At 68.2% G+C, this 26,432-nt stretch carries 21 protein-coding genes; 4 read left to right on the top strand and 17 right to left on the bottom strand.

What is annotated here, in order from left to right; translation table 11 throughout:
• Positions 1-68: 68 nt before the first annotated feature.
• The 6 genes from AB1634_01035 to AB1634_01010 all read right to left on the bottom strand — a co-directional run bounded on the left by AB1634_01035 (position 69) and on the right by AB1634_01010 (position 5,812).
• Entirely contained in the window at positions 69-1,775 is a 1,707-nt protein-coding gene (locus tag AB1634_01035) for a thiamine pyrophosphate-binding protein (protein ID MEW6218104.1), read from the bottom strand.
• A 55-nt stretch (positions 1,776-1,830) separates the two neighbouring features.
• Positions 1,831-2,658 carry a type 1 glutamine amidotransferase domain-containing protein gene (locus AB1634_01030; protein ID MEW6218103.1) on the bottom strand — a complete coding sequence of 276 codons (828 nt, stop codon included), beginning with the start codon at positions 2,656-2,658 and terminating at the stop codon, positions 1,831-1,833.
• 53 nt (positions 2,659-2,711) lie between these two features.
• Positions 2,712-3,560, bottom strand: coding sequence for an MBL fold metallo-hydrolase (locus AB1634_01025; GenBank protein ID MEW6218102.1), 849 nt, complete (start codon positions 3,558-3,560; stop codon positions 2,712-2,714).
• A 79-nt stretch (positions 3,561-3,639) separates the two neighbouring features.
• The gene (locus AB1634_01020) at positions 3,640-4,017 is read right to left on the bottom strand and encodes a hypothetical protein (GenBank protein MEW6218101.1); all 378 of its coding nucleotides are present in this window, start codon (positions 4,015-4,017) and stop codon (positions 3,640-3,642) included.
• Between the two features lie 41 nt (positions 4,018-4,058).
• Entirely contained in the window at positions 4,059-4,454 is a 396-nt protein-coding gene (locus tag AB1634_01015; protein ID MEW6218100.1) for a nuclear transport factor 2 family protein, read from the bottom strand.
• Between the two features lie 368 nt (positions 4,455-4,822).
• Positions 4,823-5,812, bottom strand: a complete 990-nt coding sequence (locus AB1634_01010; protein ID MEW6218099.1) for a serine/threonine protein kinase — start codon at positions 5,810-5,812, stop codon at positions 4,823-4,825.
• A gap of 259 nt (positions 5,813-6,071) precedes the next feature.
• Here AB1634_01010 and AB1634_01005 point away from each other — a divergent pair, with 259 nt between their 5' ends.
• From AB1634_01005 to AB1634_00995, 3 genes are all read left to right on the top strand, one after another.
• A complete protein-coding gene (locus tag AB1634_01005) occupies positions 6,072-6,827 on the top strand; it encodes a Fic family protein (GenBank protein ID MEW6218098.1) in 756 nt (251 codons plus the stop codon).
• A gap of 358 nt (positions 6,828-7,185) precedes the next feature.
• Complete coding sequence (locus AB1634_01000) at positions 7,186-9,324, top strand: response regulator (GenBank protein ID MEW6218097.1); 2,139 nt, start codon at positions 7,186-7,188, stop codon at positions 9,322-9,324.
• A complete protein-coding gene (locus AB1634_00995; protein ID MEW6218096.1) occupies positions 9,321-11,453 on the top strand; it encodes a response regulator in 2,133 nt (710 codons plus the stop codon). Before AB1634_01000 ends, AB1634_00995 begins: the two co-directional genes overlap by 4 nt.
• Positions 11,454-11,532: 79 nt before the next feature.
• Here the strand turns inward: AB1634_00995 and AB1634_00990 are convergent, their stop codons facing one another.
• The 7 genes from AB1634_00990 to AB1634_00960 all read right to left on the bottom strand — a co-directional run bounded on the left by AB1634_00990 (position 11,533) and on the right by AB1634_00960 (position 20,357).
• Positions 11,533-13,959, bottom strand: a complete 2,427-nt coding sequence (locus AB1634_00990; GenBank protein MEW6218095.1) for a response regulator — start codon at positions 13,957-13,959, stop codon at positions 11,533-11,535.
• 11 nt (positions 13,960-13,970) lie between these two features.
• Positions 13,971-14,444 carry a response regulator gene (locus tag AB1634_00985; protein MEW6218094.1) on the bottom strand — a complete coding sequence of 158 codons (474 nt, stop codon included), beginning with the start codon at positions 14,442-14,444 and terminating at the stop codon, positions 13,971-13,973.
• On the bottom strand, positions 14,441-16,435 hold the full coding sequence (locus AB1634_00980) for an ATP-binding protein (protein MEW6218093.1): 1,995 nt from the start codon (positions 16,433-16,435) through the stop codon (positions 14,441-14,443). Before AB1634_00980 ends, AB1634_00985 begins: the two co-directional genes overlap by 4 nt.
• A 166-nt stretch (positions 16,436-16,601) precedes the next feature.
• Complete coding sequence (locus AB1634_00975) at positions 16,602-17,993, bottom strand: class I SAM-dependent RNA methyltransferase (GenBank protein MEW6218092.1); 1,392 nt, start codon at positions 17,991-17,993, stop codon at positions 16,602-16,604.
• Between the two features lie 3 nt (positions 17,994-17,996).
• A complete protein-coding gene (locus tag AB1634_00970) occupies positions 17,997-18,518 on the bottom strand; it encodes an O-acetyl-ADP-ribose deacetylase (protein MEW6218091.1) in 522 nt (173 codons plus the stop codon).
• Positions 18,519-18,534: 16 nt separating this feature from the next.
• Positions 18,535-19,056, bottom strand: a complete 522-nt coding sequence (locus AB1634_00965) for a 3-isopropylmalate dehydratase small subunit (protein ID MEW6218090.1) — start codon at positions 19,054-19,056, stop codon at positions 18,535-18,537.
• Positions 19,053-20,357, bottom strand: coding sequence for a 3-isopropylmalate dehydratase large subunit (locus tag AB1634_00960; GenBank protein MEW6218089.1), 1,305 nt, complete (start codon positions 20,355-20,357; stop codon positions 19,053-19,055). The genes AB1634_00965 and AB1634_00960 overlap by 4 nt, the downstream gene beginning before the upstream one ends.
• A 283-nt stretch (positions 20,358-20,640) precedes the next feature.
• Between AB1634_00960 and AB1634_00955 the strand changes: the two genes are divergently transcribed.
• Complete coding sequence (locus AB1634_00955; protein MEW6218088.1) at positions 20,641-22,125, top strand: hypothetical protein; 1,485 nt, start codon at positions 20,641-20,643, stop codon at positions 22,123-22,125.
• A 37-nt stretch (positions 22,126-22,162) separates the two neighbouring features.
• Here AB1634_00955 and AB1634_00950 read toward each other — a convergent pair whose 3' ends face one another.
• The 4 genes from AB1634_00950 to AB1634_00935 all read right to left on the bottom strand — a co-directional run bounded on the left by AB1634_00950 (position 22,163) and on the right by AB1634_00935 (position 26,428).
• Positions 22,163-24,301, bottom strand: coding sequence for an ATP-binding protein (locus AB1634_00950; GenBank protein ID MEW6218087.1), 2,139 nt, complete (start codon positions 24,299-24,301; stop codon positions 22,163-22,165).
• 69 nt (positions 24,302-24,370) lie between these two features.
• Positions 24,371-24,571, bottom strand: coding sequence for a hypothetical protein (locus AB1634_00945; GenBank protein MEW6218086.1), 201 nt, complete (start codon positions 24,569-24,571; stop codon positions 24,371-24,373).
• Positions 24,558-25,376, bottom strand: coding sequence for an AAA family ATPase (locus AB1634_00940; GenBank protein ID MEW6218085.1), 819 nt, complete (start codon positions 25,374-25,376; stop codon positions 24,558-24,560). Before AB1634_00940 ends, AB1634_00945 begins: the two co-directional genes overlap by 14 nt.
• On the bottom strand, positions 25,373-26,428 hold the full coding sequence (locus AB1634_00935; protein MEW6218084.1) for an AAA family ATPase: 1,056 nt from the start codon (positions 26,426-26,428) through the stop codon (positions 25,373-25,375). The genes AB1634_00940 and AB1634_00935 overlap by 4 nt, the downstream gene beginning before the upstream one ends.
• Positions 26,429-26,432 lie beyond the last annotated feature (4 nt).

Here is a 26,432-nt window from a genome sequence, read left to right as displayed (position 1 = left end):
CCCCCCCCCGGGGGCCGCCCCGGGGCGCCCCTTTTCTTGCTGGGGTCAAGGGGCAAGACGATTCGGGGTCATTGGCCGCAGCGGAGATGGACCATCTCCGGCCGGCAGCTTCCTTCCAGGACCAGATCCACCAGGAACGGACCCGGATGGGCCAGCATCGCCTGGATGGCCGGCCCGATCTGGTGCGGCTGCTCCACCCGGACGGCCGCTACCCCCATGGAGCGGGCCAGCTCGTCGAAGCGGATCGGCGGCTGGGACAGATCGAAGCTCAAGGGGAAGTCGTGGGCCGGGATGGCCTGCTCCCGCCAGTACTGCTGAATGTTGAGCTGCAGCAGCCGGTAGGAGGCGTTGTTGCAGATCACGAATTTGGCGGCCACGTTGTGGCGGGCAGCGCTCCACAGGGCCTGGATGGTGTACATGGCGCCGCCGTCGCCGGAAAAGCCGATCACCGTCCGCTCCGGACAAGCGAGCTTGACGCCGATGGCACCGGGAATCCCCACCCCCAGGGAGCCACCCCGGGTCTGGAAGAACTCTCCGGTGCGCCGGGGCGGCAGGTACCGGGTCAGGGCCGGCGAGCTGGTCAGGGCCTCGTCGAAGACGATGGCATCCGCCGGCAGCGCGGCTGCCAGCTCGGTCATGAAACGGGCCGCCTGCAAGGGCACCGCCTCCCGGACTGCCGCGTCCCGGGCCAGCTCGGCGTCCAAGGCTGCCTGCTTGGCCGCAGCAAGGGCTGTGCGTCTGGCCTCGGCGCCTTGCATCTGCTCCGGAGTCTGCAGCTCCGCCACCGCCTCGGCCAGGGCGGCCAGGGTCAGCTTCGGATCGGCGACCACCCCAAGATCCACGGGATGGTTCTTGGCGATCTCGTAAGCATTGAGGTCGATATGCACCACCTTGGCGTCCGGGGCAAAGATGTCCCCCAATTCCGGGAAGACCTCCGGCAGCACATAGGTGCCGACAATGAGATTGACATCTCCCTTCTGCATGATCGGCCGGCTCATGACGCCGAACATGTGGCCGGTCTGCCCCCGGTACAGGGGATGGTCGTAGGCCATGTTGAGCTCGCCGGCATCCACCCCCCAGACCTCGGCGCCCAGAAGCTCCGCCAGCCGGGTCAGCTCCTCCTGGGCACCGGAATAGGCCACGCCGTCCCCCATGAAGATGGTTGGCCGCAGGGCTCCCAACAGCCAGCCGGCAATGGTCTTGACCTGCGCCGGGTCGGGGCGGGTCCTGGTGGAGGGGATGCTGGTGGGCCGGACCGTCTCCGCGGCCGGGGCATCGAGGATGTCCATGGGCAGACAGACGTAGACCGGGCCCATGGGCGGCGTGGCGGCGATTTTCACCGCCCGCCTCAAGGTGCGCAACAGGGAGGAGGGATCCAGGACCACCGTGGACCACTTGGTCACCGGCTCGCAGAAGGCGACCAGGTCACCGGCCATCTGGGCATCCATGGCCAGGTACTTGACCCCGGCGTCGCCGCCGATGACCACCAGCGGCGCATGGCCGCGCTTGGCCTGGTAGAGGGCGCCGATGGCGTTGCCCACCCCCGGTGTGCTGTGGAGCTGCACCAGGGCCGGTCGTTGGGTCGCCCGGGCATGGCCGTCTGCCATGAGCACCGCCACCGACTCCTGCAGGGTCAGGATGTACTTCAGGTCCGGGTAATCCCAAAGGGCATCCAGGAAGCCCTGCTCCACGGTGCCGGGATTGCCGAACATGAAGCGCATGCCGTCCGCAAGGAGCTGCTCGATCATCACCTGCCGGCCGGTCTTCTCGGTCATGGATCCTCCCTGTCTCTTTCGCACCCCGTGGTGACCGCCGCCGTGCCGGCGGCGGTCACCAGCCGTACCGGCGCAGGCCCTGTTCCAGCACCTGCACCAGGAGCTCGCCGGTCCTGTACGAGTCGGCGGTGGAGCGGCCGGTGATGAACGGGTAGTCGACAATGGCCGAGATCTTGCGGCCAACGTTGCCGTGGAACTGACCCTTGGGCCCCACCGCATCCCGGAGGATGAATTCAAGGGGGTAGGGCGGCGGCCCCATGTTGAAATCGACGCCGAGGAAGCCGTTGCCATCCTTGTAGTCGTATTCCAGGGGATGGCCGGTGACGTGCTTGCCCCAGATGATGCTCTTGCGGAGATGGTAGTCCCGGGCAAAGGCCAGGCAGGTCACGGCATAGCACTCGGCGGCGATGGGCTTGTCGGCGCGGTGGAAGCCGAGGATGAGATCGTGCAGCCGCTGGTTGTTGACCATGTCCACCTGGGGGCCGCTGCCTCCCACCATGAGGAGTGCAGCGTAGTCGGCAAGGATGCCGGCCAGGGCCATGTCCAGGGCATCGTTGTACGCCTCGAAATCCCGGATGAAGGTGGCGGAGCTGGGGTAGGGCCGCTCGGGCAGGATCTGGGACAGATTGAGGGGCTGGTCCAGGCGGGTGGAGCTGTCCACCGCCGAGACCTTGGCCGCCATCTCCGCCGAGGTCACCGGCTTGCCCAGGGGCGGATCCACGTACGCCGGATCCATGCTGGGCGGCAGGGCATGGGCCCGCCGGCCCTTGGGGGTGGCGAACACCACCTGGTAGCCTGCCTTGTCCAGGGTCTCCAGGGGTCCGATCAGCTCCTCACCCCAGTAGCCGAATTCAGACAGCACGCAGAGGACCTTCTTGCTCATGCATCACCTCCAAGAGGGGAGAAGGAATAAGCGGCAACGACCAGCACGCCAAGTCAGACGATTCCTCTCGACCTCAGGAGCTTCACGGTCTCGTCCAGCTCGTAGGTCAGGAGGAACAGGGTCTTGTCGTTGGGGAGGTAGGCCTGCATCTTGCCCACCAGGGCCTGTTTTTCGGGGTCCGTGAGGCGGTCCCGGTTTCCCAGCATGGACTTGAGGGCGCAGAGGAAGGCCTCGATGTAGCCCTTGTGCCAGAAGGCGATCTCGGTGCCCGCCGGCTCGCCGTGGCTGGTGTAGAGAATGGCCCGGTGGTCGAAGTCCCGGGTCAGCCGTTCCAGATTGCTGATCCAGGCGAGGGCATGGCCGTCCCGGAAGAAGCAGTGCATGTGGTTGTGGACGATGTCACCCAGAAAGACGTGCTTGACCCCATCGCTATCGAGGATCCAGATGGAATCCGCGTCCGACTCGCCGGGACCATAGTCCTGGAGGCTGAAGGTGACGCCATCGAAGGTCGCCTGGTAGCCGTCGCTGACGATGGTGTTGGGAAAGATCCGCTGCCGGGGGTAGTCGTCGCCGAAGATGAGGATGGCGGTCTTTTCTTTTTCTTTGTCCTCGGCTCGGGCGAAATCCAGGGTGCCTTGGGTAGCGATGATCGGCACGTCCAGGCCGCGGGTCAGCTCGACCAGGCCGGTGTAGTGGTCGGGATGACCGTGGGTGACGAGAACGGCCAGGAGCGGTTTTCTGATCTCCTCATCGATCTTGCGGCGCAGGGCGGCGCTGGACGAGATCGCCAGGGTGGCGTCGATGGCCACCACGCCGTGCTCGGTCTCCACCAGGAAGGCGTTGACAAAGAAGCTGGCGACCGTTGCCTCGAAGCGATGGATAACAGGCACAAAGGCTCCCACGATCAATTCCTCCTCTTGGTGAAAGGTCAAGCCGGGGTCGGGACGCCCGGGAAGGGACCGCGCCGGCCGCCGCCTGGCCCTAGCCCATGGCCTGATAGATCGCCTTGTCCTTGGCGGGCGGCAGGGTGAGCGCGATATGACGCAGCACCTTGCCGTCCTTGACATAGAGGGCGTCCCGGGCCACAAACACGCCCAGGTGCTCGCTGTTGACCGAGGCGGTGAAGATGATGGTGTCATCGGACTCGGCATAGGCGTCCATGGTCATGCCGAGAATCTTGCCGGACTTCTTGGGCTGATCGACGGAGAGGTATTGCTTGATGGCGGCCTTGCCCTTGAGGGTGAACTCGAAGGTGACCAGCTCAGCATCGTCGTGGTAGTGGTGCTCCATAAGGCCATCGAAGTCCCGGCTCTGAAGATAGCCCACATGCTCATTCAGGAAATCCTGTCCCCAGCTCATGATCCCTCCAACTGAATCGATGCAGATGAAAGAAGAAGTGCTCAGTCGGTCCAAAGCGTGCCCAGCTTGGTGTAGTCGTACTGGGGCAGAATGGTCAGGGCGATGTGGCGATGGATCTTGCCGTCTTTGAGGTACAGGGCGTTGTCGGCGTGGACCGTGCCGCGCTTCGAGTCGGTGATGGTGGCCTTGAAGATGATCACGTCTTCTGTTTCCGCGAAGTACTGGGTGGAAAGCTCGGTAATCTGGCCCATGGAGGAAAGAGTGTTGACGAAATATTGCCGCAGCTCAGCATGACCCCGGCGGATGCCGTCAAATGTCACCATCACTGCATCAGGATGATAATGTTCCTGCAGCAGACCTTCGATATCATTGGTGCCAAGATAGCCGAGCTGCTCCTTGTAAAAATCCTTTCCCTTGCCGATGCTGAACTGTCCCATCGCCTCCTCCTTGTCCGTTTCGATGCGAATAGATGTGACCAGGCGGAATGCCAATCACGACTGGGATACGTTCCAACAGATCCCAGCATGGAGCACATCCGCACCACTGAAGAACCTTGTTTTTCCTGTCTGGTGATTATGGGCGAGCGGCTATCTCAGGCAACGTAAGCCATGATAGGCCAAAACGCCGCGCCAGATCAACCCTCTTTTTCCGAATGAATTGCTGCAACCCGCGTCTGTCTGGCGAATTGCGGGCGAGGGGCGGGTTACCGCGTAGCCGAACCGGGGGCAGGACGAGCGCAGCGGCTCGAAAGCAAGGTCGTTGCGGTGGTCGGGTCTCAGGGAGCCAGGGAGCCGGGCTCCTCTGGTCAGGGCAGGCCATCCTCGTCCCGGATATGGGCGATCTGCTCAGCCAGGTCCCGGATCTCCTGGCGCCAGTACTCGGCGCTGCCCCAGTCGCCACCCAGGGGCGAGAAGGCGACGTCGGCGGCCTGGTAGGCGCACCAGGCGGAATAGTGGATGAAGCGCATGGCCCGCAACGGCTCGATGAGGCTGAGGGTTCGGCGGGGAAAGGGCCGGAAGGTCTCGTAGCCCTCCAGGAAGGCCGCGATCTCGGCCCGGGAGTCGCGGGCATAGCCCGGCAGGAGCATCCACAGGTCCTGGACCGGCGGCCCGGTCACCATGTCATCGAGATCGATGAGATAGAAGGACTCTCCGGGCCGCAGGATGATGTTGGAGAAGTGGCAGTCGCCATGGATACGGATGGCCTCGTGTCCGGCGAAGAGCGGGGTGATGGTCTCCAGCAGCTCGGCGCTGATCCGGCGATAGTCCTCGACCAGCTCGGCGGGGATGAACCGGCCTTCGATGAGGTAGCTGACATGCCGGCGGGTGGATTCCTGGGGGGCGAGCAGCGGCCGGGCCTGGGCCTGGCGCATCGCCCCCACCCGGTGCACCCGGCCCAGGAGGCGGCCGATCTCCTCCCATTGATCCAGGGTGAGCTCGTCGAGAATCCGGCCGCTTTTCTTGGGAAAGACAGCGAAGAAGATGCCGCGATGCTCCCCCAGGGTCTGGCCGCCGGCCAGAGGCAGGGGCGGGATCACCGGGATCTCCCGCTCGGTCAGCTCGGCCAGGAAATCGTGCTCGTCGGCGATGGTCTGGCGAGACCAGCGGCCCGGCCGGTAGAATTTGCCGATGATGCCGCCGCCCTCCTCCAGCTCCAGCTCGTAGACCCGGTTGATGTAGCTGTTGAGGGGCCGGCAGAGGTTGGTGCAGTGGTGGCCCACGGCCTTTTCCACCACCGAGATGATGACGTCCGGGGTCAGGGCATGAAAATCGGCAGCAGGGGTATGGGGGGACACGGGCTCTCCAGGGATGCGGGTTGGCAGGAAGGGGCCGGGGTCTTGACGGGCCGGCCGCAGCCGGCGCCTCAGTCTGCCACGTTTCCGCAGGCGCCGCCCCAAGAAACCGAGCCCCGGGGACGGCTATGAGTGGTCCGGGAGGTGAGGAGCCGGCTGCCGGCCGGCTTTGGCGCTGGAGCTTGACCGGGCAACCTGCTAGGGTAGTCAAGAACGTCGGCGGCCCCGGAAGGAAGCTGCCGCAAGCCAAGAGGCCCACGCCATGACCTTCAGGAACCGCATCCACGAGGCCGAACAGCTCAAGCAGGAGATCGACGCCAGGCGGCCCCTCCCGGCCCCGGCCATGAAACAGCTCCGGGACTACTACCGGGTGGGGCTCACGTATGCCAGCAATGCCCTGGAAGGGAGCGGACTCACCGAATCGGAGACCAGGATCGTTCTGGAGGACGGCATCACCATCGGCGGCAAGCAGCTCAAGGAGCATCTGGAGGCGATCGGACACGCCGAGGCCTATGATCTTCTGTACAGGCTGGCACGGCAGCCGGCGATAACCGAAAAGAACGTCCGCGACCTGCATCGGCTTTTCTATTTCCGCATCGACCCCAGGAACGCGGGCCGTTATCGGAAGATCGGCGTGGTCATCACCGGCTCGACGATGCAGCTGCCGCGGCCAGGGGAGCTCAAGCCGCGGATGCAGGAGATGCTCGTCTCCTTGCAGGCCCGGCGAGCCTCGCTCCATCCGATCGAGCTTGCGGCCTTGCTCCACATCGGCCTGGCCAATATCCACCCTTTCCTTGACGGCAACGGCCGAACCGCCCGCCTGCTCATGAATCTGGCCCTCCTGCAGGCCGGATACCCCATCACCATCATCCCGCCGGTCGTGCGGCACGAGTACATCGACGCACTCAAGGCCAGCAACCGGGGAGAGAATCAGCCCTTCATCAACCTGGTTTCGAGCATGGTGCGGGAGAGCCTGTTGGATTACCGGCGGCTCCTGAGCAATCTTGCCGGAGAGTGAAGACGCTGCGCCCGGCCGCCAGGGCCGGTACCGGTTGTTGCCGTCTCGCATCCGTTCTGCCAGGTCCCTTCTGCGGTTCCACATCCCTTGACCGGCATTCGCTCTTCAGTTGGCGGGCCGCACCCGGTTGCTGCCTCGACGGATCCCGTGTATAACAGTGATATCTTTCCCGAGAAGCCATCACTGACTACCGGTGGATGATGGGTCACCTGGCCACTATTTTGGTGCCGCCCTTTCCGAGCACCGCCTGCCGCCAGACCTCTCTCCTGGCAAGGCCAACCGCCGCCCGGTGCCGGGCCTCGACCATTCTTCTCTTCTCCCTTGACGCTGCCCCGGCGGGGGGCACGGACGCTAGGCCATGGGCTCTTTGCTCGTCCCGGCGCTGATCGTCACGACCGCCGTGTCGCTCCTGGTCGCGGCGCTCTACCTGCGCTTGTACCTCACCAGCCGGGACCGGCTGCTCCTCATGTGGGGCGCCGCCTGGGGGATCTATTCGCTCCGGTTCGTCGTCCAGATCGCCCTGGTGCTGCGTCTGGCGCCGCCCTGGCTGGCGGTGGCTCAGGAGACAGCCACCGTCGGGGGGGCGCTGTTGTGCGTGCACGGGGCGAATGCGCTGCGGGGCAGGCCCGCCGCTCCCTGGTGGCGATGGGGGGCGTTGGCGTGTCTCTTCTGGGCAGGCGCGGCACAGGCGCTGCATGTTCCGTTCTTCTGGGCCGATCTGCCAGTATCCCTGTTCACCGGCCTGCTCTTTGCCACGGCCGGGGTAGCCATTTTCCGCCACGACCGCACCAGCGGCTCCGGCAGGATGGTGGCTGGCTCGGCCCTGATCCTCTGGGGCATCCACCGGGCGGATTATCCGTTTCTCCGTCCTCTGTCCTGGTTTGCCCCCTGGGGGTTCCTGCTCGCCACCCTCCTTTTTCTGGCGTCGGCCGTCGGCATCATCCTCCTCTACTACGACCGCATCCGGGATGAGCTGGAGCGTGAGGTCCGGGAGCGGCGTCTGGCCCAGATGTCCCTGGCCGAGAGTGAGCGCAACCTCGAGGAGCTGGTGGAGAGCCGCACGGCCGAGCTGGCTCAGGCCCTGGACGCGGCGCAAGCCGCCAACCGGGCCAAGAGCCTCTTTCTCGCCAACATGAGTCATGAGCTGCGCACCCCCCTGAACGTCATTCTGGGCTTTGTGCAGCTGCTGGCGAAGAGCGCCGACATGCCGGCCCGGCACCGGGAGGATCTCGCCCTGGTGGGTCGGAACGGCGAGCATCTCCTGGCGCTCATCAACGACATCCTGGAGATCGCCCGGATCGAGGCCGGCCGGATCGTGCTGGAGCACGCCCCGGTTGCCCTGTCCCGGCTCCGGCACGAGATCGAGACGATGTTCGCCTCGCAGGCCGCAGCCCAGGGCCTTGCCTTCTCCATCCATCAGGACCCCGGCGCTCCGGCCTCCTTTTTCGGCGATGAGGGCAAGCTCCGCCAGGTCCTGGTCAATCTCATCGGCAACGCGCTCAAGTTCACCCCCAGGGGCCAGGTGACCCTGCGCATCGGCGTGGCCTCTCCGGTACCGGAATCCGGGAAGGACCAGGCCGTGGTCCTGCGCTTCGATGTCACGGACACCGGCGTCGGAATCGCCCCGGACAGGCTTGACACCATCTTCGATCCCTTTGTCCAGGCGGGCGCCTTGCGGGAGCAGGCCTCTGGCACCGGCCTGGGCCTGGCCATCTGCCGGGAATTCGCAACGCTCATGGGCGGCCGGATCGAGGCGGCGAGCACCCCTGGCCGGGGCTCCACCTTCAGCGTCTTCCTGCCGGTGTCCCTGGCGCCGCTGGAGGAAGCCGTCCCTCCCGCGCCGGCACGGCGGCGGGTGGTGGGACTTGCCCCGGGCCAGCGGCAGTACCGCATTCTCGTGGTCGAAGACCGGAAGGAAAGCCGCCTCTTGCTCCGCCGTCTCCTGGAAAGCGCCGGCTTTGCGGTGCTGGAGGCCGAAGACGGCCGGGAAGCGGTGGAGCGGTTCGCCAGCCTGGCGCCGGATCTGGTCTGGATGGACATCCGCATGCCTGGGATGGACGGCTTCGAGGCCACCCGGCGGATCAAGTCCACCGCGGCCGGGGCGCACACGCCGGTGGTGGCGCTGACCGCCAGCGCCTTCGAAGAGCAGCGGCAAGAGATCCTGGCCGCGGGCTGCGACGACTTTGTCCGCAAGCCCTTCCGGCCGGAGGAGATCCTTGGCGTCATGGAAAGGCAGCTGGGGGTGCGCTTCATCTATGAAGAGGTGCCGCCGGCCGAGGAAAGGCGCCTGGATGACCGGGCCTGGGCGGGGTTGCTCGCCCGGGTCCCCTGGGAAGCGCGGCAGGTCCTCGCCGAGGCAACGCTGCGCTGTGACCGCGGGGAGTGCCTCGCCCGCATCAGTGAGCTGGCGGCCGAGCACGGCGAGGCCCTGCGGGCCCTGGACGGATTTGTCACCCGCCACCAGTTCGACCAGCTCCACAGGCTTCTCACATCGTGAAGAAACTCCTGGACCTCCTGCTCATGAGTCCCGAGGCAGACACCATGGACGGCATGGCATCCTCATCCCCTTCCCTGAACGGGCCTGGTGCGGGCGGCATTCTCATCGTCGACGACATACCGGCCAACCTCGATCTCCTGGCCGGCATCCTGGAGGGGGCCGGCTATCTCGTGCGGCCGACGATCAGCCCGGCGTTCGCCTTGCAGTCTGCCCGGGCCACCCCGCCGGACCTCATCCTGCTGGACATCCGCATGCCGGACATGGATGGCTACGAGGTCTGCCGGCTGCTGAAGGACGACCCGCTCACCCGTGACGTTCCAGTCGTCTTCATCAGCGCCCTGGACGACGCCGAGGACAAGGTGCGCGCCTTTGCCACCGGCGGCGTCGATTACATCACCAAGCCCTTCGAGAGCGCCGAGGTGCTGGCCCGGGTGCGCACCCACCTCACCCTCGCCCGGATGCAGCGCCATCTGGAGCTGCTGGTCTCCGAGCGCACCACCCAGCTCCGGGAAAAAACCCAGGACCTGGAGGAGGCGCAAGCCTGCTACCGGACCGTGGCCGATTTCACCCATGACTGGGAATACTGGCAGGCGCCGGACGGCTCCTTCCGCTACATCTCCCCTTCCTGCCAGCGGATCTCCGGCCATGCCCCGCAGGACTTCCTCGCTGACCCCGATCTGCTGCACCGGATCGTGGTGCCCGAGGACCTGCCTGTCTGGGAGCAGCACTTCCATGAAGAGGGCCGGGAGGGGCTGCCGCTGCGGGAGATCCAGTTCCGGATCCGGCGGCCCGACGGGACGGTGGTCTGGATCGAGCATGTCTGCCGTCCGGTCCTGGATGGGGCCGGGGCCTTCCTGGGCTTCCGGGCCTCGAACCGGGACATCAGCGGCCGCAAGGAGCTGGAGCGTGAGCTGCGGCAGGCCCAGAAGCTGGAGGCCATCGGCACGCTGGCCGGCGGCATTGCCCACGATTTCAACAACATCCTGGGCGCGATCTTCGGCTATGCCGAGATGACGATGGAAGACGGGACCCTCTCCCCCCGGCTGAAGGATTATCTCGCCAACATCCTGACCGCGGCCCAGCGGGCGAAGGAGCTGGTCCAGCAGATCCTGACCTTCTGCCGCAAGGCGGAAAAGGACCTGCAGCCGCTCCAGGCCGCCCTCATCGTCAAGGAGGCCATGAAGCTCCTGCGCTCCTCCCTGCCCGCCTCCATCACCATCCGGCAGAACATCATCGCCATGGACAAGGTGCTCGCCGACCCGAGCCAGATCCACCAGGTCGTCATGAACCTGTGCACCAATGCTTACCACGCCATGCGGGACGCCGGCGGGACGCTGGCGGTGTCGCTGCGCCGGGTGACCCTCGATCCGGAGGACCTGCCGCCCGGCGAGGGCAGCATGCCGGGCGACTATCTCCAGCTCGAGGTGAGCGATTCCGGGGTGGGGATGGACAGGGCCATCCTGGAAAAGATCTTCGAGCCCTATTTCACCACCAAGAAGGAAGGGGAGGGGACCGGACTGGGGCTGGCGGTGGTGCATGGCATCGTCAAGGGCTACCGCGGCTTCATCCGGGTGCTGAGCGCGCCCGGCCAGGGCAGCACCTTCAAGGTTCACCTGCCGGTGCATGCAGCCCCGGACCAGGAACGGCCAGCAGGTGCCGCCGGCGGCGGCACCACACCGCCCACCGGCACCGAACGGATTCTCGCCGTGGACGATGAGGGCCAGCTCCTCGACCTCTACCGCCGGGTGCTCGAGCCGGCCGGCTACACGGTCTTCACCCTGCGCGACAGCGTTCAGGCCTGGGAGATCTTCCGCTGGGCCCCGGATCACTTCGACCTGGTCATCACCGACATGACCATGCCCGGCAAGAGCGGCCTGGAATTGGCCCGGCAGGTGCGCGCCGTCCGCGCGGACTGTCCCGTCATCCTGGCCACCGGCCACAGCGACCGCCTCGACCGGGAAGAGGCCCTGGCGGCGGGCTTTGCCGAATACCTCCAGAAGCCGGTCCGCAGGCGGGAGCTTCTGGGGGCGGTGCGGGCGGTCCTGGACCGCAAAACCTCGATCAGCGCAGAAACTCCAGGAGATAGCGGGCCGCCGTGCACAGAGGGATCCCGCACAGCGGTCCCTTGATGGCCTGGGCCGGCACGGATTTCCGGCAGCGGGCGCCCCGGCCGCCGGCGGTTGACGTGGGTGACCGGCGCCGCCACCGTCATTTCCCCTCCAGCAGCTCCCGCATCACCGTGGCCAGCTCCCGAATGGACACCGGCTTCATAAGAAAGGCCTTGATGCCCTGGCGCCTGGCCTTCTCGCCATCGATCAGCTCGCTGAACCCGGTGCACAGAACGATCGGCAGTCCGGCCCGTGCGGCCAGCATCCTCTGCGCCAGCTCGGCGCCGGTGAGCGAGGGCATGGTCATGTCGGTGATGACCAGATCATAGCGGTCCGGATGGGCCAGAAACTCCGCCAGGGCGTCCGGGCTGTTGGAGAAGGCGGTCACCCGGTAGCCCAGCTCCTCCAGAATCTGCCTTTCCATCTCCATGATCGGCTCCTCGTCATCCACCAGCAGGATGCGCTCGGAGCCGCCCGGGATCCCCGGCGCCAGGGCCGCCTGCTGGCTGTCCACCTGATCGTGGATCCGGGGCAGGTAGATCCGGAAGGTGGAGCCCTTGCCCGGCTCGCTGTACACCGAGATGTGTCCCCGGTGGCTCTGGACGATGCCATGGACCACCGCCAGCCCCAGACCGGTGCCCTGGGCATCCTTCTTCGTGGAAAAGTAGGGCTCGAAGATCCGCTCCCGGATCTCCGGCGGGATGCCGGAGCCGGTGTCGCTGATCGCCAGGCACACATATTCCCCAGGCTCCAGCTGAAACTGGGTCTTGGCGTCGGCCGGGCCGAGCTCCTTCTCGGCCAGCGACACCGCCAGCACCCCGCCCTTCTCCCGCATGGCCTGGTAGGCGTTGGTGCACAGGTTCATGAGCACCTGATGGATCTGGGTCGGATCGGCCATGATCGGGCCGCAGTCCGGGTCGATGGCCTGCTCGATGCTGATGGTGGTCGGGATGGACGAGCGGATGAGCTTCAGGGTCTCCTTGACGATGGGCTGGATCCGGATCGGCCTTTTTTCGCTCTCCCCCTGGCGGCTGATGGTGAGGATCTGCTTGACCAGCTCCTTGGCCCGCAGGCCGGCGGCCAGGATCTCCCCCTGGTTGGCCCAGAGCCGGCTCCCCTTGGGCAGCTGGCTCTGGACGATCTCGGCGTAGCCCATGATCGGTGTCAGGATGTTGTTCATGTCATGGGCGATGCCGCCGGCCAGGGTTCCCAGGGCCTCCATCTTCTGCATGTGCCGGATCTGGCCTTCCAGGCCCTTGAGCTCGGTGATGTCCTTGGCGGTGTGCACCACCCCGGTGAACTGGTGGTGCTCGTCGAAGATCGGCGAAAAGGAGAGCAGGAAGAACCGCTGCAGGTTGCGGTGATAGACCTCGGCGGTGAGAAAGTGGTGCTCGGCGATGGCCCGCCGGCCGGCGCAGCCGAGGCAGGGCGCGTCGCCCATCCGGAAGGCCTGGTAGCAGTGCTGGCCCACGATCCCGCCCAGGTCCTGCCCGAGCAGCCGGCAGGTGGCCTGGTTGGCCTTGACGATCCGCATCTCCCGATCGAGGATGGTGACCACGTCGCCGATGGCGTCAAAGGTGTTCTCCCAGGCCTGCTTGCTCTGCCGGAGCTCGTTTTCCATCCGCAGCCGGGTCAGGATGCTCCACATGCTGTTCATGAACAAAGACAGCTGGAGGACATCGGCCTCGTCATACGGCGTCTTTTTGTTTCCCACCCCACAGATGCCGACGATGCGGTCCCCGTCCCTGATGGGAACGCTCAGGTGCCGCTGAACGGGGAAGTGCCCTGGGGGGAGCCCGTGGCGGCTGGACTCCGACGAATAGTCATTGTGGATGACGGGCTCGCGGCGGCGGGCGCTGTCCGCCCAGATGCCGGCCCGCGCCAGGGGGTAATGGGACGGCTCCTGGACCTGGCAGGCCTTCTTCACCTCCCGGGACCAGGCATAGAGCGCCGCCGTCCCGGCGTCCTCGTCGAGAAAGTGCAGATAGCCGCCATCGCTGCCAGTCAGGCGCACCCCCTCTTCCAGGGAGGCCTCGATCAGCTCCCGTTCGGAGCTCCAGGGGGTCTGGCTGAGGCTGAGCAAGGCCTCCAGGCGCTCCAGGTTGAGCTTGACCCGGGCCTCGGCCTGCCGGTACTCGAGGATGTGCCCCCACTCCCGCAGGGTTCGCTCGACGATGCGGGGCATGGCCGCCAGGGTGGCCTCGGATTTCACCAGGTAGTCCAGGGCGCCGGACTTCATGGTCGTCACAGCCACTGTCTCGCTGCCGTGGCTGGTCATGATCAGGACCGGATAGGGGGCAGCCCCCTTGCTGTTGGGCAGCAGGTCCGTGCCCTTGCCGTCCGGGAGCAGGTAGTCGCAGATCAGCAGGTCCGGGACGCCGAGAGCCAGGAGGTCGTTGGCCTCCCCCAGGGTGGACGCCACCGACAACCGGACCCGACCCGGCATCCCCTCCAGGGATCGCCGGATCAGCTCGACGTGGGCTGCCTCGTCTTCCACCAGCAGGATATGGATGTCCGGGGGAGCCATCGCACCGTTCCTCAGTCGCGGCCCGGCCGGGAAAAAGGGTAGTAGTTCCAGCCCAGCCAGTAGAAGCCCAGGTCCTCCATCAGCTCCGAGAACTTGGCGAAATCCAGGGGCTTCACCAGGTAGCTGTTGGCATGGTAGTCGTAGGCCTTGGCGGCATCGGCCTCGCTGGCCGAGGTGGTGAGAACCACCACCGGCAGGGTGCGCAGCTCGGCGGACAGCCGGATCTGCTTCAACACCTCCAGGCCGTCGACCTTGGGCAGCCGCAGGTCCAGGAGAATGACATGGGGACGCGGGCTGTCCGCCGGCGCGGCATAGGCGCCCCGGCGCAGCAGATAGTCCAGGGCCGCCTCGCCGTCGGCCACGTGGTGGATGGTGTTGGCGACCCGCTGGTCCTCGAAGCTGCGGATGACCAGCTCGGCATGGGCCGGATTGTCCTCCACGAACAGAATCGTCAGCGGCTCCCCCTGCAATCGCTGCTGGCTCATGACGGCTCCCCCTCCTTCCGGACTGGCACGGTGAAAAAGAACGTCGACCCTTTCTTGTCCCCTTCCGATTCCACCCAGATGCGGCCACCGTGCTCCTCGACGATGCGCTTGGCGAGGGTGAGGCCGATCCCGGTGCCCTCGGCCCGCTGGTCCAGGCGCTCGAAAAGGCCGAACACCTTCCTGGCGTAGCGCGGCTCGATGCCGCTGCCGTTGTCCCGCACCCAGCATAGAACCTCCCCCCCCTCCTGCCGGGCGCCGATTTCCACCCGGGGCTCCGGCTGGTCGCCCATGAACTTGACGGCATTGTCCACCAGGTTCAGGAAGACCTCGGTCAGTCTGGCCTTGTCCACAAAGACAGCGGGCAGCTCAGGCTGGATGAGCACCTGGACGCCCCGCTCCCGGACGCGACCCTCCACCAGGCCCACCGCGGCCTGGGCCAGCTCGCCCACCGGCACCACCTGGGGCGGATGGACAATCCGGCCGATACGGGACAGCTCCAGAAGGTCGTCCAGAAGCTCCTTCATCTGCTCGGCCGCAGTGCGGATATGGGCGATATCCGACCTCATCCGCGTGACATCACCGGCCAGGGCGTCCTTCTCCAGGAGACCGACGAAGCCGGCGATGGTGATCAAAGGACTCTTGAGATCGTGGGAAACGGTGTAGGTGAAGCGCTCCAGCTCGGCGTTCTTGCTCTCCAGCTCGCCGATGAGCCGCTCCCGCTCGGCCTGGGCCTGCTTGCCGGCGGTGATGTCCGTGGCGATGGTGATGCGGGCCAGGCGTCCGTCCACCCAGTGGATCGCCCGGTCCCTGAGGGCATACCAGCGCTGGTTGCGGGTGTTCTGCTGCTCCCAGGCATAGGTGCCCTGCAGCCGGCCGGCAGCGTCGACCAGTTGCCCGTTGCTGCAGAAATCACACGGCCCGGTCTGGTCCTGCTGGATGGTCTGCCAGCACAGCCGGCCGGTGATCTCGCCGAAGGTATCCCGGGTGCACCGGTTGATGAGCAGGATCTCGTGGCTGTCCAGGTCCGCGACATAGATGAGGGCGTCGATGCTGTCCAGCACCACGGCAAACCGCTCGTGGGCCGCCCGCAGTTTCCGCTCCACCTGCTGCCTTTCGGCAATGACCCCGATCTGGTACAGGGAGAAGCCCAGGAGCGGCGCCGCGTAGCCCATGACCTTGCAGGCATGGGCGAAGTCAAAGAAGGGGTCGTACAGCGCCCGGGAGAACGACACCATCCCCTGGCCCACCACGTTGAGGCCAATGGACAGGGCGATCCACCACAGGAGCATGTCCCGGCTGCGCCGGTACTCCAGAAGAAAGGCCGCCAGGGCCAGAAGGAGGATCAGCGCCGCCACGAAGTCCAGGGGCCGGGGAAGAGCGCTCTCCGGATGGACCACCGGGGGCAGCTGCAGCTGGAAGGCGGCCCCGGTGGCCAGGGCCGGGATCAGGATGGCCGGGATCGAGACCAGAAGCGTCTCCTGCCTTGGCCTGGCGCTCTCCGGCAGCAGGCGGCCGGCGGGGATGGCCAGAAGGAGCAGGAGGCCGAAGAGCAGCCGGCCGGTGACATCGGTGGCCGGGATGACGTGGTCGAGATCGGCATGGCCGATATCAGCCAGAAGGTGCATGGCCTCGAACGGCAGGAGCCCATGCACGAAGTCCTCGGCACCGTTCACAAAGAAGGCGAGGCCGATGAAGAGATGGAAGCGATTGCCCAGGGCCGCAAAGCGCGTCACCAGGGAGTAGCCGGTGATGAGCCCCATGAGGGCACCGGCGACTTCGAGGGTGGCGTGGACGTCCGGACTGCCCCGGTAGGACGACCGGGCCAGGACCGGATACCAGAGCCCCAGGCCGGCGACCAGCCCGGCGAGGACGACAAGATACCAGCGCTGCTCGGCCCGGCTGTGACGGGCCAAGGGAGCGGTCTGGCTGCTGGCCAGCAAGGCAGCGCCGGTCCCGTCTGCCGCCTGGTGCCCCTCCCCGGTCATGGCCATGGCCCACCCCCTGGATTGCGGGAAGGCCGGCTTGCGGTCCGTGGCCGGCCAGTCCGGCGGCGGGCCGCAAGCCTCCCTGGCTCCGTTATCCCGCGGGCCAGTCGGACCTGTCAACCAGGATTTCCCGGCCTGATGCACATCTCCGTGCTCAAGGCCATGCGTCTGGTCAGGCAGCAGCCGCCGGCGGCCCGGCCCAGTGGAGGAGAGCCACGGTCTCCAGGTGATGGGTCTGGGGGAACATGTCCAGGGGCTGCAGGCGGTCCAGGGCGTAGCCGGCGGCCAGCAGGGTGGAAAGGTCCCGCATGAGGGTGACGGGATCGCAGGAGACGACCAGGGCCGCCGGGCAGGGGGAGCGGGCCAGGAGCTGGGCCACCTCCGGGCAGCCGCCCCGGGGCGGATCGAGCAGCACCAGGTCGAAGCACCGGCCGGCGGCCTGGAGGCGAGCCAGGCCAGCAGCAGCCTCGGCGGTCTCGAAGCGGGCGCGACCGGCAAGACCACCGGCCTCGGCATTGGCCAAGGCGGCGTGGATGGCGCTCGCCGCCTGGTCGAGTCCGAGAACCTGGGCCCCGGCTCTGGCCAGGGGCAAAGAGAGGTTGCCCATGCCGCAGAAGAGATCCAGGATCCGGCGGCCGGGGGCAGCCTGGGCCAAGGCGAGGACGCAGGCCACCAGGGCCTCGTTCTGGCGGCCATTCACCTGGTAGAAGGAGCCGGGCGCCACCGCCAGTGCCAGGTCCGGGCCGCCGGGGCCCACCGGCAGCCGGATGCGGAGCCGGGCGGCCGGGTCGGTGGACCAGCCGCTGTCCTGGTCCCTCGCGAGCACAGCCACGGCCGCACAGCCGGGGAGGGCCGCCCCAGCGGCCCGGGCCAGCTGCCGCTCCCGGCTGCCGGCCGCGCCCGCCAGGCGGGCGATGACGAAAGCCTCGCCGGGCGGCCAGCCGGCGGCGACCTCCACGGTGGCGGCCCGGCGGGCCAGCTGGCGGGCCGGGCCGCAGTCGGCCCAGACGGCCAGAAGATCGTTCACCGGCGGCGTCGCCACCGGGCAGTGACGAACCGGCGCCAGGGTGTGGGAAAGCGCCCGGCGCATGCCCAGGCGGCCGGCGGCATCGGTGTGCAGGCGCAGGCGCAGCCGGTAGCCCAGAGGATCCGGGGCCGGCACAGGCGGGGCCAGGACGCCGGCCAGCTCGCCGGTCGAGCGGCCCAGGATGTGCTGCCAGGCATCGGTGAGGATGGCGGTCTTGAGATCGGCCTGGGCGGCCGGTGCGGCATGCTGGAGATCGCAGCCGCCGCAGCGGCCGAACAGGGGGCAGGGCGGGGAGACCCGCAGGGGGCTGGGGCTGAGGATGGACAGCAGCCGGGCCTCGGTGTAGTCCCGCCGGCTGGCGATCGGCTGCACCCGCACGGCCTCATCGGGCAGCACCAGGGGCACCAGCACCACCCGGCCGTCCGGGCCGCGGCCCAGGCCGCGGCCGCCGGCCACCAGACGCTCGATCTTCAGGTCGAAGGGTTGGCCGGTGCCGGCCCTCCGGCCAGCGCGGGACCGGGGAGGAGAAGCCGCCACCGCTCAGGCCGGATCCGCGGCCAGGGCGGTCTGGTAGCAGCGCTCGCCGGCCGGGTCGAAGACCGCGAACGTCACCTGGGCCAGAAGCGGCAGGCGGGCCAGGGCGGCCCGGGTCTCGGCCACCGCGATCGCGGCGGCCTGGTCCTTGGGAAAGCCGTAGGCGCCGGTGCTGATGGCTGGAAAGGCCAGGGAGGTGCAATGCTGATCAGCGGCAATGGCGAAGACGCTCTGGTAGCAGCGGGCCAGGAGCTGCGCCTCGCCGGCATGGCCGCCCCGCCAGATCGGCCCCACGGTGTGGATGACGAAGCGGGCCGGCAGCCGATAGCCCCGGGTCAGCCGGGCCTCCCCGGTCGGGCAGCCGCCCAGGGTCCGGCACTCGGCCACGAGGTCGGGGCCGGCCGCCCGGTGGATGGCACCATCCACGCCACCGCCCCCCAGGAGCGAGGAGTTGGCGGCATTGACGATGGCGTCCACCGCCAGGGTGGTGATGTCCGCCACCAGAACGACGATCCTGGCATCCGTCATGGCCGCGCCCTCCGCATCAGTACTTCTGGTCGGCGTACGCCAGCCAGCCGCCGTGGCGCACCAGCTCCCGGTCGAAGCCGGCGAGCTGGAAGGGGAAGGTCAGTGTCTGGCCGTTTTGGCTGGCGGTGAGCTGGCCGGCCTCCGGATCGACGCCGATCGCCACCGCCCCCCCCAGGGCAAAGAGCTGGTCGATGGCCGCGGCCGGCAGCTCCACGGCCAGGAGGCCGCAGTTGAACATGTTCTGCCGGAAGATGCGGGCGAAGCTTTCGGCGATCACCACATTGATGTGATTGACCTCCAGCACCCAGACCGCGTGCTCCCGGCTGGAGCCGCAGCCGAAGTTGGCCCGGGTGACCAGCACCCGGGCGGCCGCCAGCTCGGGGCTGCCGGGCACAAAGCCTGGCAGGCACAGATCCTCCAGGAGGTACGGCTGCAAAGCCTGCTTGCTGATCTCGGTGAGATACCTGGCCGGGATGATCTCGTCGGTGTTGATGTCGCTCCGGTCCAAAAAGATGGCCGGGCCGCCGAAGGCCTTCATGCGGGAGAACCTCCTCGTTGCAGGAAGGGACGCGGATCGCTGATCCGGCCCAGAATCGCGGTGGCGGCCGCGGACTGCGGGCTCATGAGGTGGACCATGCCGCCCTTGCCCATGCGGCCGTTGAAGTTGCGGTTGGTGGTGGAGGCGCACACCTCGCCCGCGGCCAGGACCCCGTTGCTCATGCCGAGGCAGGCGCCACAGGTGGGGTTGGTGACGCAGAAGCCGGCATCGAGGAAGATGTGGATGAGCCCCTCCTCCAGGGCCTGGCGGTAGACCGCCGGCGTGGCCGGCGCCAGGATGCCGCGCACGCTCTCCGCGATCCGCCGGCCCTCCAGAATGGAGGCCGCGGCCCGGAGATCCTCGATGCGGCCGTTGGTGCAGGAGCCGATGTAGACCTGGTCCACCGATGTCCCCGCCAGCTCGGTGACATCCGCCACCTGGTCCGGCTTGTAGCCAAAGGTGACCTGGGGGGCGAGGTCGCTCACCTCCAGGGTCAGCTCGCCGGCGTAGGCCGCATCCGGATCGGAATGCCAGCGCCGGTAGTCGGCGGCAGCGGCCGCCGGCGACGGATAGTCCGCCTTGATGAACGGCCACAGGTAATCGGCCGTGACCCGGTCCGGCAGGCAGATGCCGCAGGTCGCCCCGGCCTCGACGGCCATGTTGCACAGGGTCATCCGGCCCTCCATGCTGAGCCGATCCACCACCGGGCCCACAAACTCCATGACCAGGTCGGTGGCGCCCTTCACCGTGAGCTTCCTGATCACGGCCAGGATGACGTCTTTGGCCGACACCCCCGGCGGCAGCTGGCCCTCGAGCCGCACCCGCAGGGTCTGGGGCCAGCGAAACGCACACACCCCTTTCAGGATCCCCACCTCCAGGTCCGTGGTGCCGATGCCGGCGGCAAAGGCACCGAAGGCGCCGTGGGTGCAGGTGTGGGAGTCGCCCATGATCACGGTGTAGCCGGGGCGGATGAAGCCCTGCTCCGGGAAGAGGGCGTGGCAGACGCCGTTGCGGCCGATGTCGAAGAAGTCGCGGATGCCGTGGCGAAGGGCCCAGTCCCGCAGGATCTTGCCCTGGGTGGCGGTTTTGGAGTCTTTGGCCGGGGTAACGTGGTCAATGACCGCCTTGATCCTGCCGGCATCGAAGACCCGGTCCAGGCCCCGGGCCACGAGGTCGTTGATGGCCACCGGCGTGGTGATCTCGTGGCACATCACCACGTCCAGATCCAGCACCACGGTGCCGGGGAATGGGGTGTCCCGCTGATGGGCGGCGAAGATCTTCTCGGCAATGGTTTGACCCATGGGGGCTCCTCCGAAGGCGTGTCAGGCAGGATCGCCGGCAGCGCCGGCGGCCGCTGGGACAGGATGGACGGCATGGACAGGATGGACCGCATGGACGGCCTGAAGCGGTCCCTGCCGGTCCGGGCCAACAGGCAAAGGTCGAATATATACCCCAGGGCTGGTGGCGGCGTCAAATCGGCGCCCAAGGCCTGGCTTGACCGGCCGCTGGCGGCTCTGCTAGCCTGAAAGCAGCCGTCTGCCGCCAGCCCCTGCCCGCACTTCCCCCACCTTGGAGGGCCTTGCCATGAAGCGTTCTGCTCTGTCTGCCGTGGTGCTGCTGTTCGCCGGTCTGGCCTGGCCCGCCGCTCCGTTGCCAGCGGCCGAGGTGGCCGACTATTTCCAGAGCCGCTTTGGGCTGGGGCTGGACTCCATCTACTGGGGCGAGTTTCACACCCACTCCGCCTTTTCCAAGGATGCGGCCAACTGCGCGCTGGCGGACGGCCAGACGGCCCTGACCCCAGCCCAGGCCTATGTGTATGCCCGGGAGGTGGAGGGCCTCGACTTCCTCGCCCTCTCGGACCACGCCGAGATGCCCAACCCGGCCGGGCTGGGGATGCCGGCCGGCTCCCGGACGCGCTCCGCCTGGCAGAGCCTCTTGCGGATCAATCTCGCCTGCAACAACGAGCTGGGCACCAGGACCTCCGGCTGCGGCTACCAGGCTGGCGCCAGGCCCTTCATCATCTTCCCGGGCTGGGAGTACACCAACACCTACGGCGTACCGGTGGCCGGCTCGGCGGACCAGGGCGGCTATGGCCACAAGAACGTCATCTTCCGGGAGATCCAGCCGGAACGGCTGCCGGCCAGGCGCTATGGCTCCATCGACCCCGCCACCCCGGTGGGCTCCCGGCTGCAGCTCGACCAGGACTACGCCTACGCCGAGACCGCCCAGGACCTGTGGTCAGCGCTCCGGGACGAGGAGGTGGCCGGGGCCATCACCATCGTCCACACCCCGGCCATGGTTCCCGACGACGCCGACCCTCTCCACGACCACCATTCCGACTGGGAGGTCATGGACCGGGAATTCAGCCGGCAGGTGGAGATCTGTTCCAAGTGGGGCAGCTCCGAGGGGCAGCCGCCGGCAGCCGCCGGCTGCGACCTGGCTGATCCGCCCCTGGACGGCCAGGACCTCGCCGCCGGCGAGGAGCTGACGGTGCGCAGCACCCTCTACCAGCGCTGGGTGCTGGCCGGAAGCGCGCTGCACCGTCTGGGCTTTGTGGGCGGCACCGACTCCCATTGGGGTCTGGCGGCCAACGAGACCCCGGACCAGTGCGGCATGGCCTTCCGGGGTGGCCTGACCGGCATCGCCGCCCCGGCCTTCTCCCGCAACCGCCTCTGGCAGGCGGTCTGGCAGCGCCAGACCCTGGCGGTCACTGCCGGGGCCCGCATCCCCACCTTGCTGGCGGTGGAGACCGGCGGCCGCCATCTCCTCATGGGCCATGCCGGACCCCACGACGGCACCATCACGGTGCGCGCCGTCACCCAGGTGCAGCACAGCCCCACCCGGGGCGGTGGCACCATCGACCCCGCCAATGTCCGGATGCAGGTGATCCTCAATGGCTGTCTGGTCCATGAACAGGCCGGCAGCGAGCTGGAGTGGACCGGGACCGGTCTTGATCCCGCAGGGCGGGCCTTCGTCTACCTGCGGGTGCGGGCCGAGTCGGGCACGGAGGGCGAGACCTACCAGGCCTGGACCAGCCCGGTCTACTTGGGGCCGGTGGCCACGCGCTGACCGGCCCCGCCGTTTTCTGGCCCTGAGAGCGGCCAGCTCAGCTGTCCAGGAGTTGGCGGATCCGGCGCAGGAGGTCCATGGGGGAGACGGGCTTGGGGAGAAAGCTCACCCCGTCCCCCAGGATGCCCCGGTCGTGGATGTGGTCGGCGGGGTAGCCACTGGTGAAGAGGAACCGGACCTGCGGATCAATGGCCTTGGCCTCGGCCAGCATCTCCCAGCCGTTCATGCCCGGCATCACCACATCCAGAAGCAGAAGATCGATATCCTGGTGCCGGGCCTGGAAGCAGGCGAGGCCCGCGCTGCCGTCCGCCGCCTCCAGCACCCGGTAGCCGCCTTCCTCCAGCACCCTTCTGGTCAGCTTCCGGACGGCCGCGTCATCCTCCACCACCAGGATGGTCTCGCCACCGGCATAGGCCGCAAGGGGCGCCGGCTTCGCGATCGCCTTGCCGGCAGGGGCGGGCTGGCCCAGCGGCAGAAGGATGCGGAAGCTGGTCCCGGCGCCCGGCTCGCTGGCGACCTCGATGGCGCCCTGGTGCTGGCGGACGATGCCGTAAACAATCGCCAGGCCCAGGCCGGTGCCCTGGTCCTTCCCCTTGGTGGTGAAGAAGGGCTCGAAGATCCGTGCCCGGGTCGCGGCATCCATGCCAGCCCCGTTGTCGGTGACCGAAAGAAGGGCGTGGGGACCGGCCTGCGGCAAGTCTTGGCGCGCAGCCTCGGGCGGATCAACGAGGACCACGCCGGTGGTGATGGTGAGCTGGCCGCCCCGGGGCATGGCGTCCCGGGCATTGGCCGCCAGGTTCAGGAGGACCTGATCCATCTGGGTGGGATCGGCCAGGATCGGCAGGGGCTCAAGGGTCAGCCGAGTGGCGAGGCGGATGTCCTCGCCGATGATCCGGACCAGGAACTTCTCCAGCCGTCGCACGAGCTCGCCCAGGTCCACGGGCTGCGGGTGCAGCTCCTGTTTGCGGCTGAAGGCCAAGAGGCTCCTGGTGAGCTGGGCGGCCCGGCCGGCTGCGGCCAGGATCTCTTCCAGATCCGCCCGCTGGGGATCACCGGCCGGGAGCCGTTCCAGGGACAGCTCGCCGTAGCCGATGATGGCGGTGAGCAGGTTGTTGAAGTCGTGGGCAACGCCCCCCGCCAGCTGGCCGATGGACTCCATCTTCTGGGACTGGTAGAGCTGGGCCTGCAGCCGCTGCCGTTCCTCCTCGGCCCGCTTCCGCTCGCTGATATCGGTGCTGATGTGGATGACCCGGTCGAGCTGGCCCTGGTGGTCGAAGAGCGGGGTGCAGGAGATGAGATGGAAGCCCCCCCGGGTCTCGATTGCCAGCTCGGCGCTCGCAAAGCCGTCGGTCCTGGTCATGGCCAGGAACGGACAGCCGGCGGGTGGCTCGTTGCTGCCGTGGAACAGGTGGTGGCAGCGCTGGCCGAGCATCGCCGCCTCGGCGAAGCCCAGCGTCTCCTGGGCAGCCCGGTTGGCGGCCAGAATCCGCTGGTGGCGATCCAGGATCAGGATCGGATGGCCGGTGGTCTCGAAGACGGTGCGCCAGTCCTCCTGGGCCCGCCGGGTCACCTCCTTCTGCCGCAAGGCCGCAAGGCCAAGGGCCACCAGGTCGGCCAGATCCTCCAGCAGGCTGACCTCGAAGGAATCGAAGGCATCCGGTACTGCCGCATAGACGTTGAGTGCCCCCAGAACCTGGCCCTGGTGCCGCAAGGGCAGGGCGATGGACGAGCCGTAGCCGTGGTCCAGGGCCGCCTGGCGCCAGGGGGCGAAGGTGGGATCGGTGGCGATGTCCCGGCAGATGGTGGGGCGATCGGTGCGGATGGCAGTGCCGGTAGGCCCCTGGCCGAGCGCCGTATCGTCCCAGGTGATGGACAGGCTGTCCACGTAGCCAGGCGTAAAGCCGGCGCTGGCCACTGGCCGCACCCGGTGCTCGGGATCCTCTTGCCGCAGACCGGCCCAGGCCAGCCGGTAGCCGTGGCCCACCGCGAGCCGGCAGACGGCGGTCAGGAGGGAGATCTCGTCCCGGGCCTGCCGGACCGCCTCCTGGCAGGCGCGCAAGGTCCGCCGCGCCAGCTCGGCCCGCCCCAGCTGGCGGCGCAGGGCGGCCAGCTCCCCGGCCGGATCCGGCAGCGATGCGGACAGCCCGGAAGGATCCTGATCGCACTCGGTGGTCATGGCAACGTCTCCAGGCCCTGATCCCGGCGCGGCACGGATGCCGGACGTACGGGCGGGCGGGGTGGCCGGTCAGGCCTTCTGATCGGCCGGGTGAGGCTCCGCGGGCCGGGGTAGGGTGCGGCCCGGATCCCCGGCAGCGCCGGCGGGTGGCCGCTTCCCGGCGCGGCCGGCACCCGCCGGCGTCAGGAGTGCCAGCTCCTGGGCGCTCACCCCCTCCCCGGCGGCGGGGGAAAGCGGCTGTTGCCGCCGCAGCGCCTCAAGCCGGCCCATGGCCCATGGCGCCGGCAGCCCGGCTCAGGATCTCGGGAGTGATGGCGCGGCTGCCGGCGGAAAGGGCCTCGACACAGGCGTTGTACAGCAGGCGGTTGATCTGGCGGGGCAGCCCGCCTGCCAGCTGGTGGGCCGTGGCAAAGGCCTGGCCGTTGACCAGGGACAAAGGCGCCTTGCATTTGAGGAGCCGGTATTTGATGTACTGCTCGGTGTCGGCCGCCGACAGGGGGCCAAGCTGCACAGCGAAGGTGATGCGGCCGCGGATGGCGGCATAGGAGGGGTGGGCCAGACGCTTCAGGATCGGCGTCTCGGCGATCAGGAGCACGGTCGTAAGCTTGGTGGTCTCGGTCTCCAGGTTGGCCAGGGTGCGCAGCACGTGCAGGGCATCGCTGGCCAGGAAATGGGCCTCGTCGATGACGATGACCAGCTGCCGGCCCTGGTGATGGAAGGCCAGGGCCGCCTCCTGCACGGCGGCCAGCCGCTCCGCTACGGTGCGGCCGCCGGTCTTGCGGCCCAGCTCCCGCAGGAGCGCGGCCAGAAGCTCGCCCTTGCCCATGCCCGGATGCACGAAGACCAGGGCCGGGGCCATCCGGGCCCGATCGGCCTCCCGCAAGGCCACCTGGGCGAGCAGGGTCTTGCCGGAGCCGGAGGGGCCGGAGAGAAGGATGAGGGCGTGCCGGTCTTCGATGCCGATCCTGAGGCGTACCAGGGCCGCCTCGTGCTGTTCGGTGCGGAAGAAGAGATCAGTCTCCAGGGTGTCCCGGAAGGGGTTCCTGGCCAGACCCAGGGCCTCGATCCAGCTCATGGGGCCACCCCCGTCGCCGGCGCGGCCAGGGCGGCCAGCCGCTCGGTCAGGAGGCGGTGGTAGCGGGCAAAGGAGGAGTGGAGGCGCACCGAGCCGTCCTCCTGCTGCAGCAGGGCCAGGGCCACTTGGCGGGCGTTGACCGCGGCCCGGGTCTGGGGCCGCAGCAGGGTGAACGGCACCCGCTCCGCCACCGCCAGGCTGACGCTGGCGTCCCGGAGCACATAGCCGCAGCTCGTCACCTGCCGGTCCAGGAAGCGGCCGGCGCAGGCGGCGAAGCGGCTGGCGGCCTCGGCGGCCTGGCGCAGGCTGTCCGCCATGTTGACCACAGAAAAGACCTTGCCGCCGCCCAGGCCCTCCTGGTGCAAGGCCTTCAAGAGACCGTAGGCGTCAGCCAGGGAGGTGACCTCCGGGGTGAGGACAAAGAGCAGCTGATCGCAGGCGAAGAGGAAATCCCGCACCTGGCGCCCCATGCCGGCGCCGGTATCGATGATGATGGCGTCCGCCTGCCGGGCCAGGGTGTCCAGCTCCCGGAGCAGGGCGAAGCGCTCCGGCCGGCTGCTGTCCGCCAGGGCCAGGACCCCGGTGCCGCCGGCCACGACCCCGATCCCCTCCGGGCCCTCGGCGATGATCTCGGCCAGGCCGCAGCGGCCGGCCAGGACATCAGCCAGGGAGCGCTCCGGCCGCAGGCCGCACAGGAGGTGCACGTTGGCCATGCCCATGTCCGCGTCCAGGAGCACCGTCATCCGTCCCTGGCGCTGCCATTCCACGGCCAGATTGAGGGCCAGGCTCGTCTTGCCGACCCCGCCCTTGCCGGAGGTGACGGCCAGCACCCGGGCCACGCGCGGCTGCGGCAGCGCCACGGCCGCCGCGCCGGCATGGCGGGCGTGGATGGCCTTGAAGGCGGCCACTGCCTCTGGCACGAAAAGCAGGCGCCCCCCCACCAGAACCTTGGCTGGCAGCTCGCCGCTGTGCTCGGACTCGTAGAACCGCAGCTCCGCCTCCTCGAGGCCGGTCTGCCGGGCGAGATCGGCGATGGTCAACAAAGGGGCCAACGGC

This window comes from Thermodesulfobacteriota bacterium (assembly GCA_040755095.1).
Classification (GTDB): domain Bacteria; phylum Desulfobacterota; class Desulfobulbia; order Desulfobulbales; family JBFMBH01; genus JBFMBH01.
Note: the sequence above shows the minus strand (reverse complement) of the source record. Positions and strands in the feature narration are given on the sequence as shown.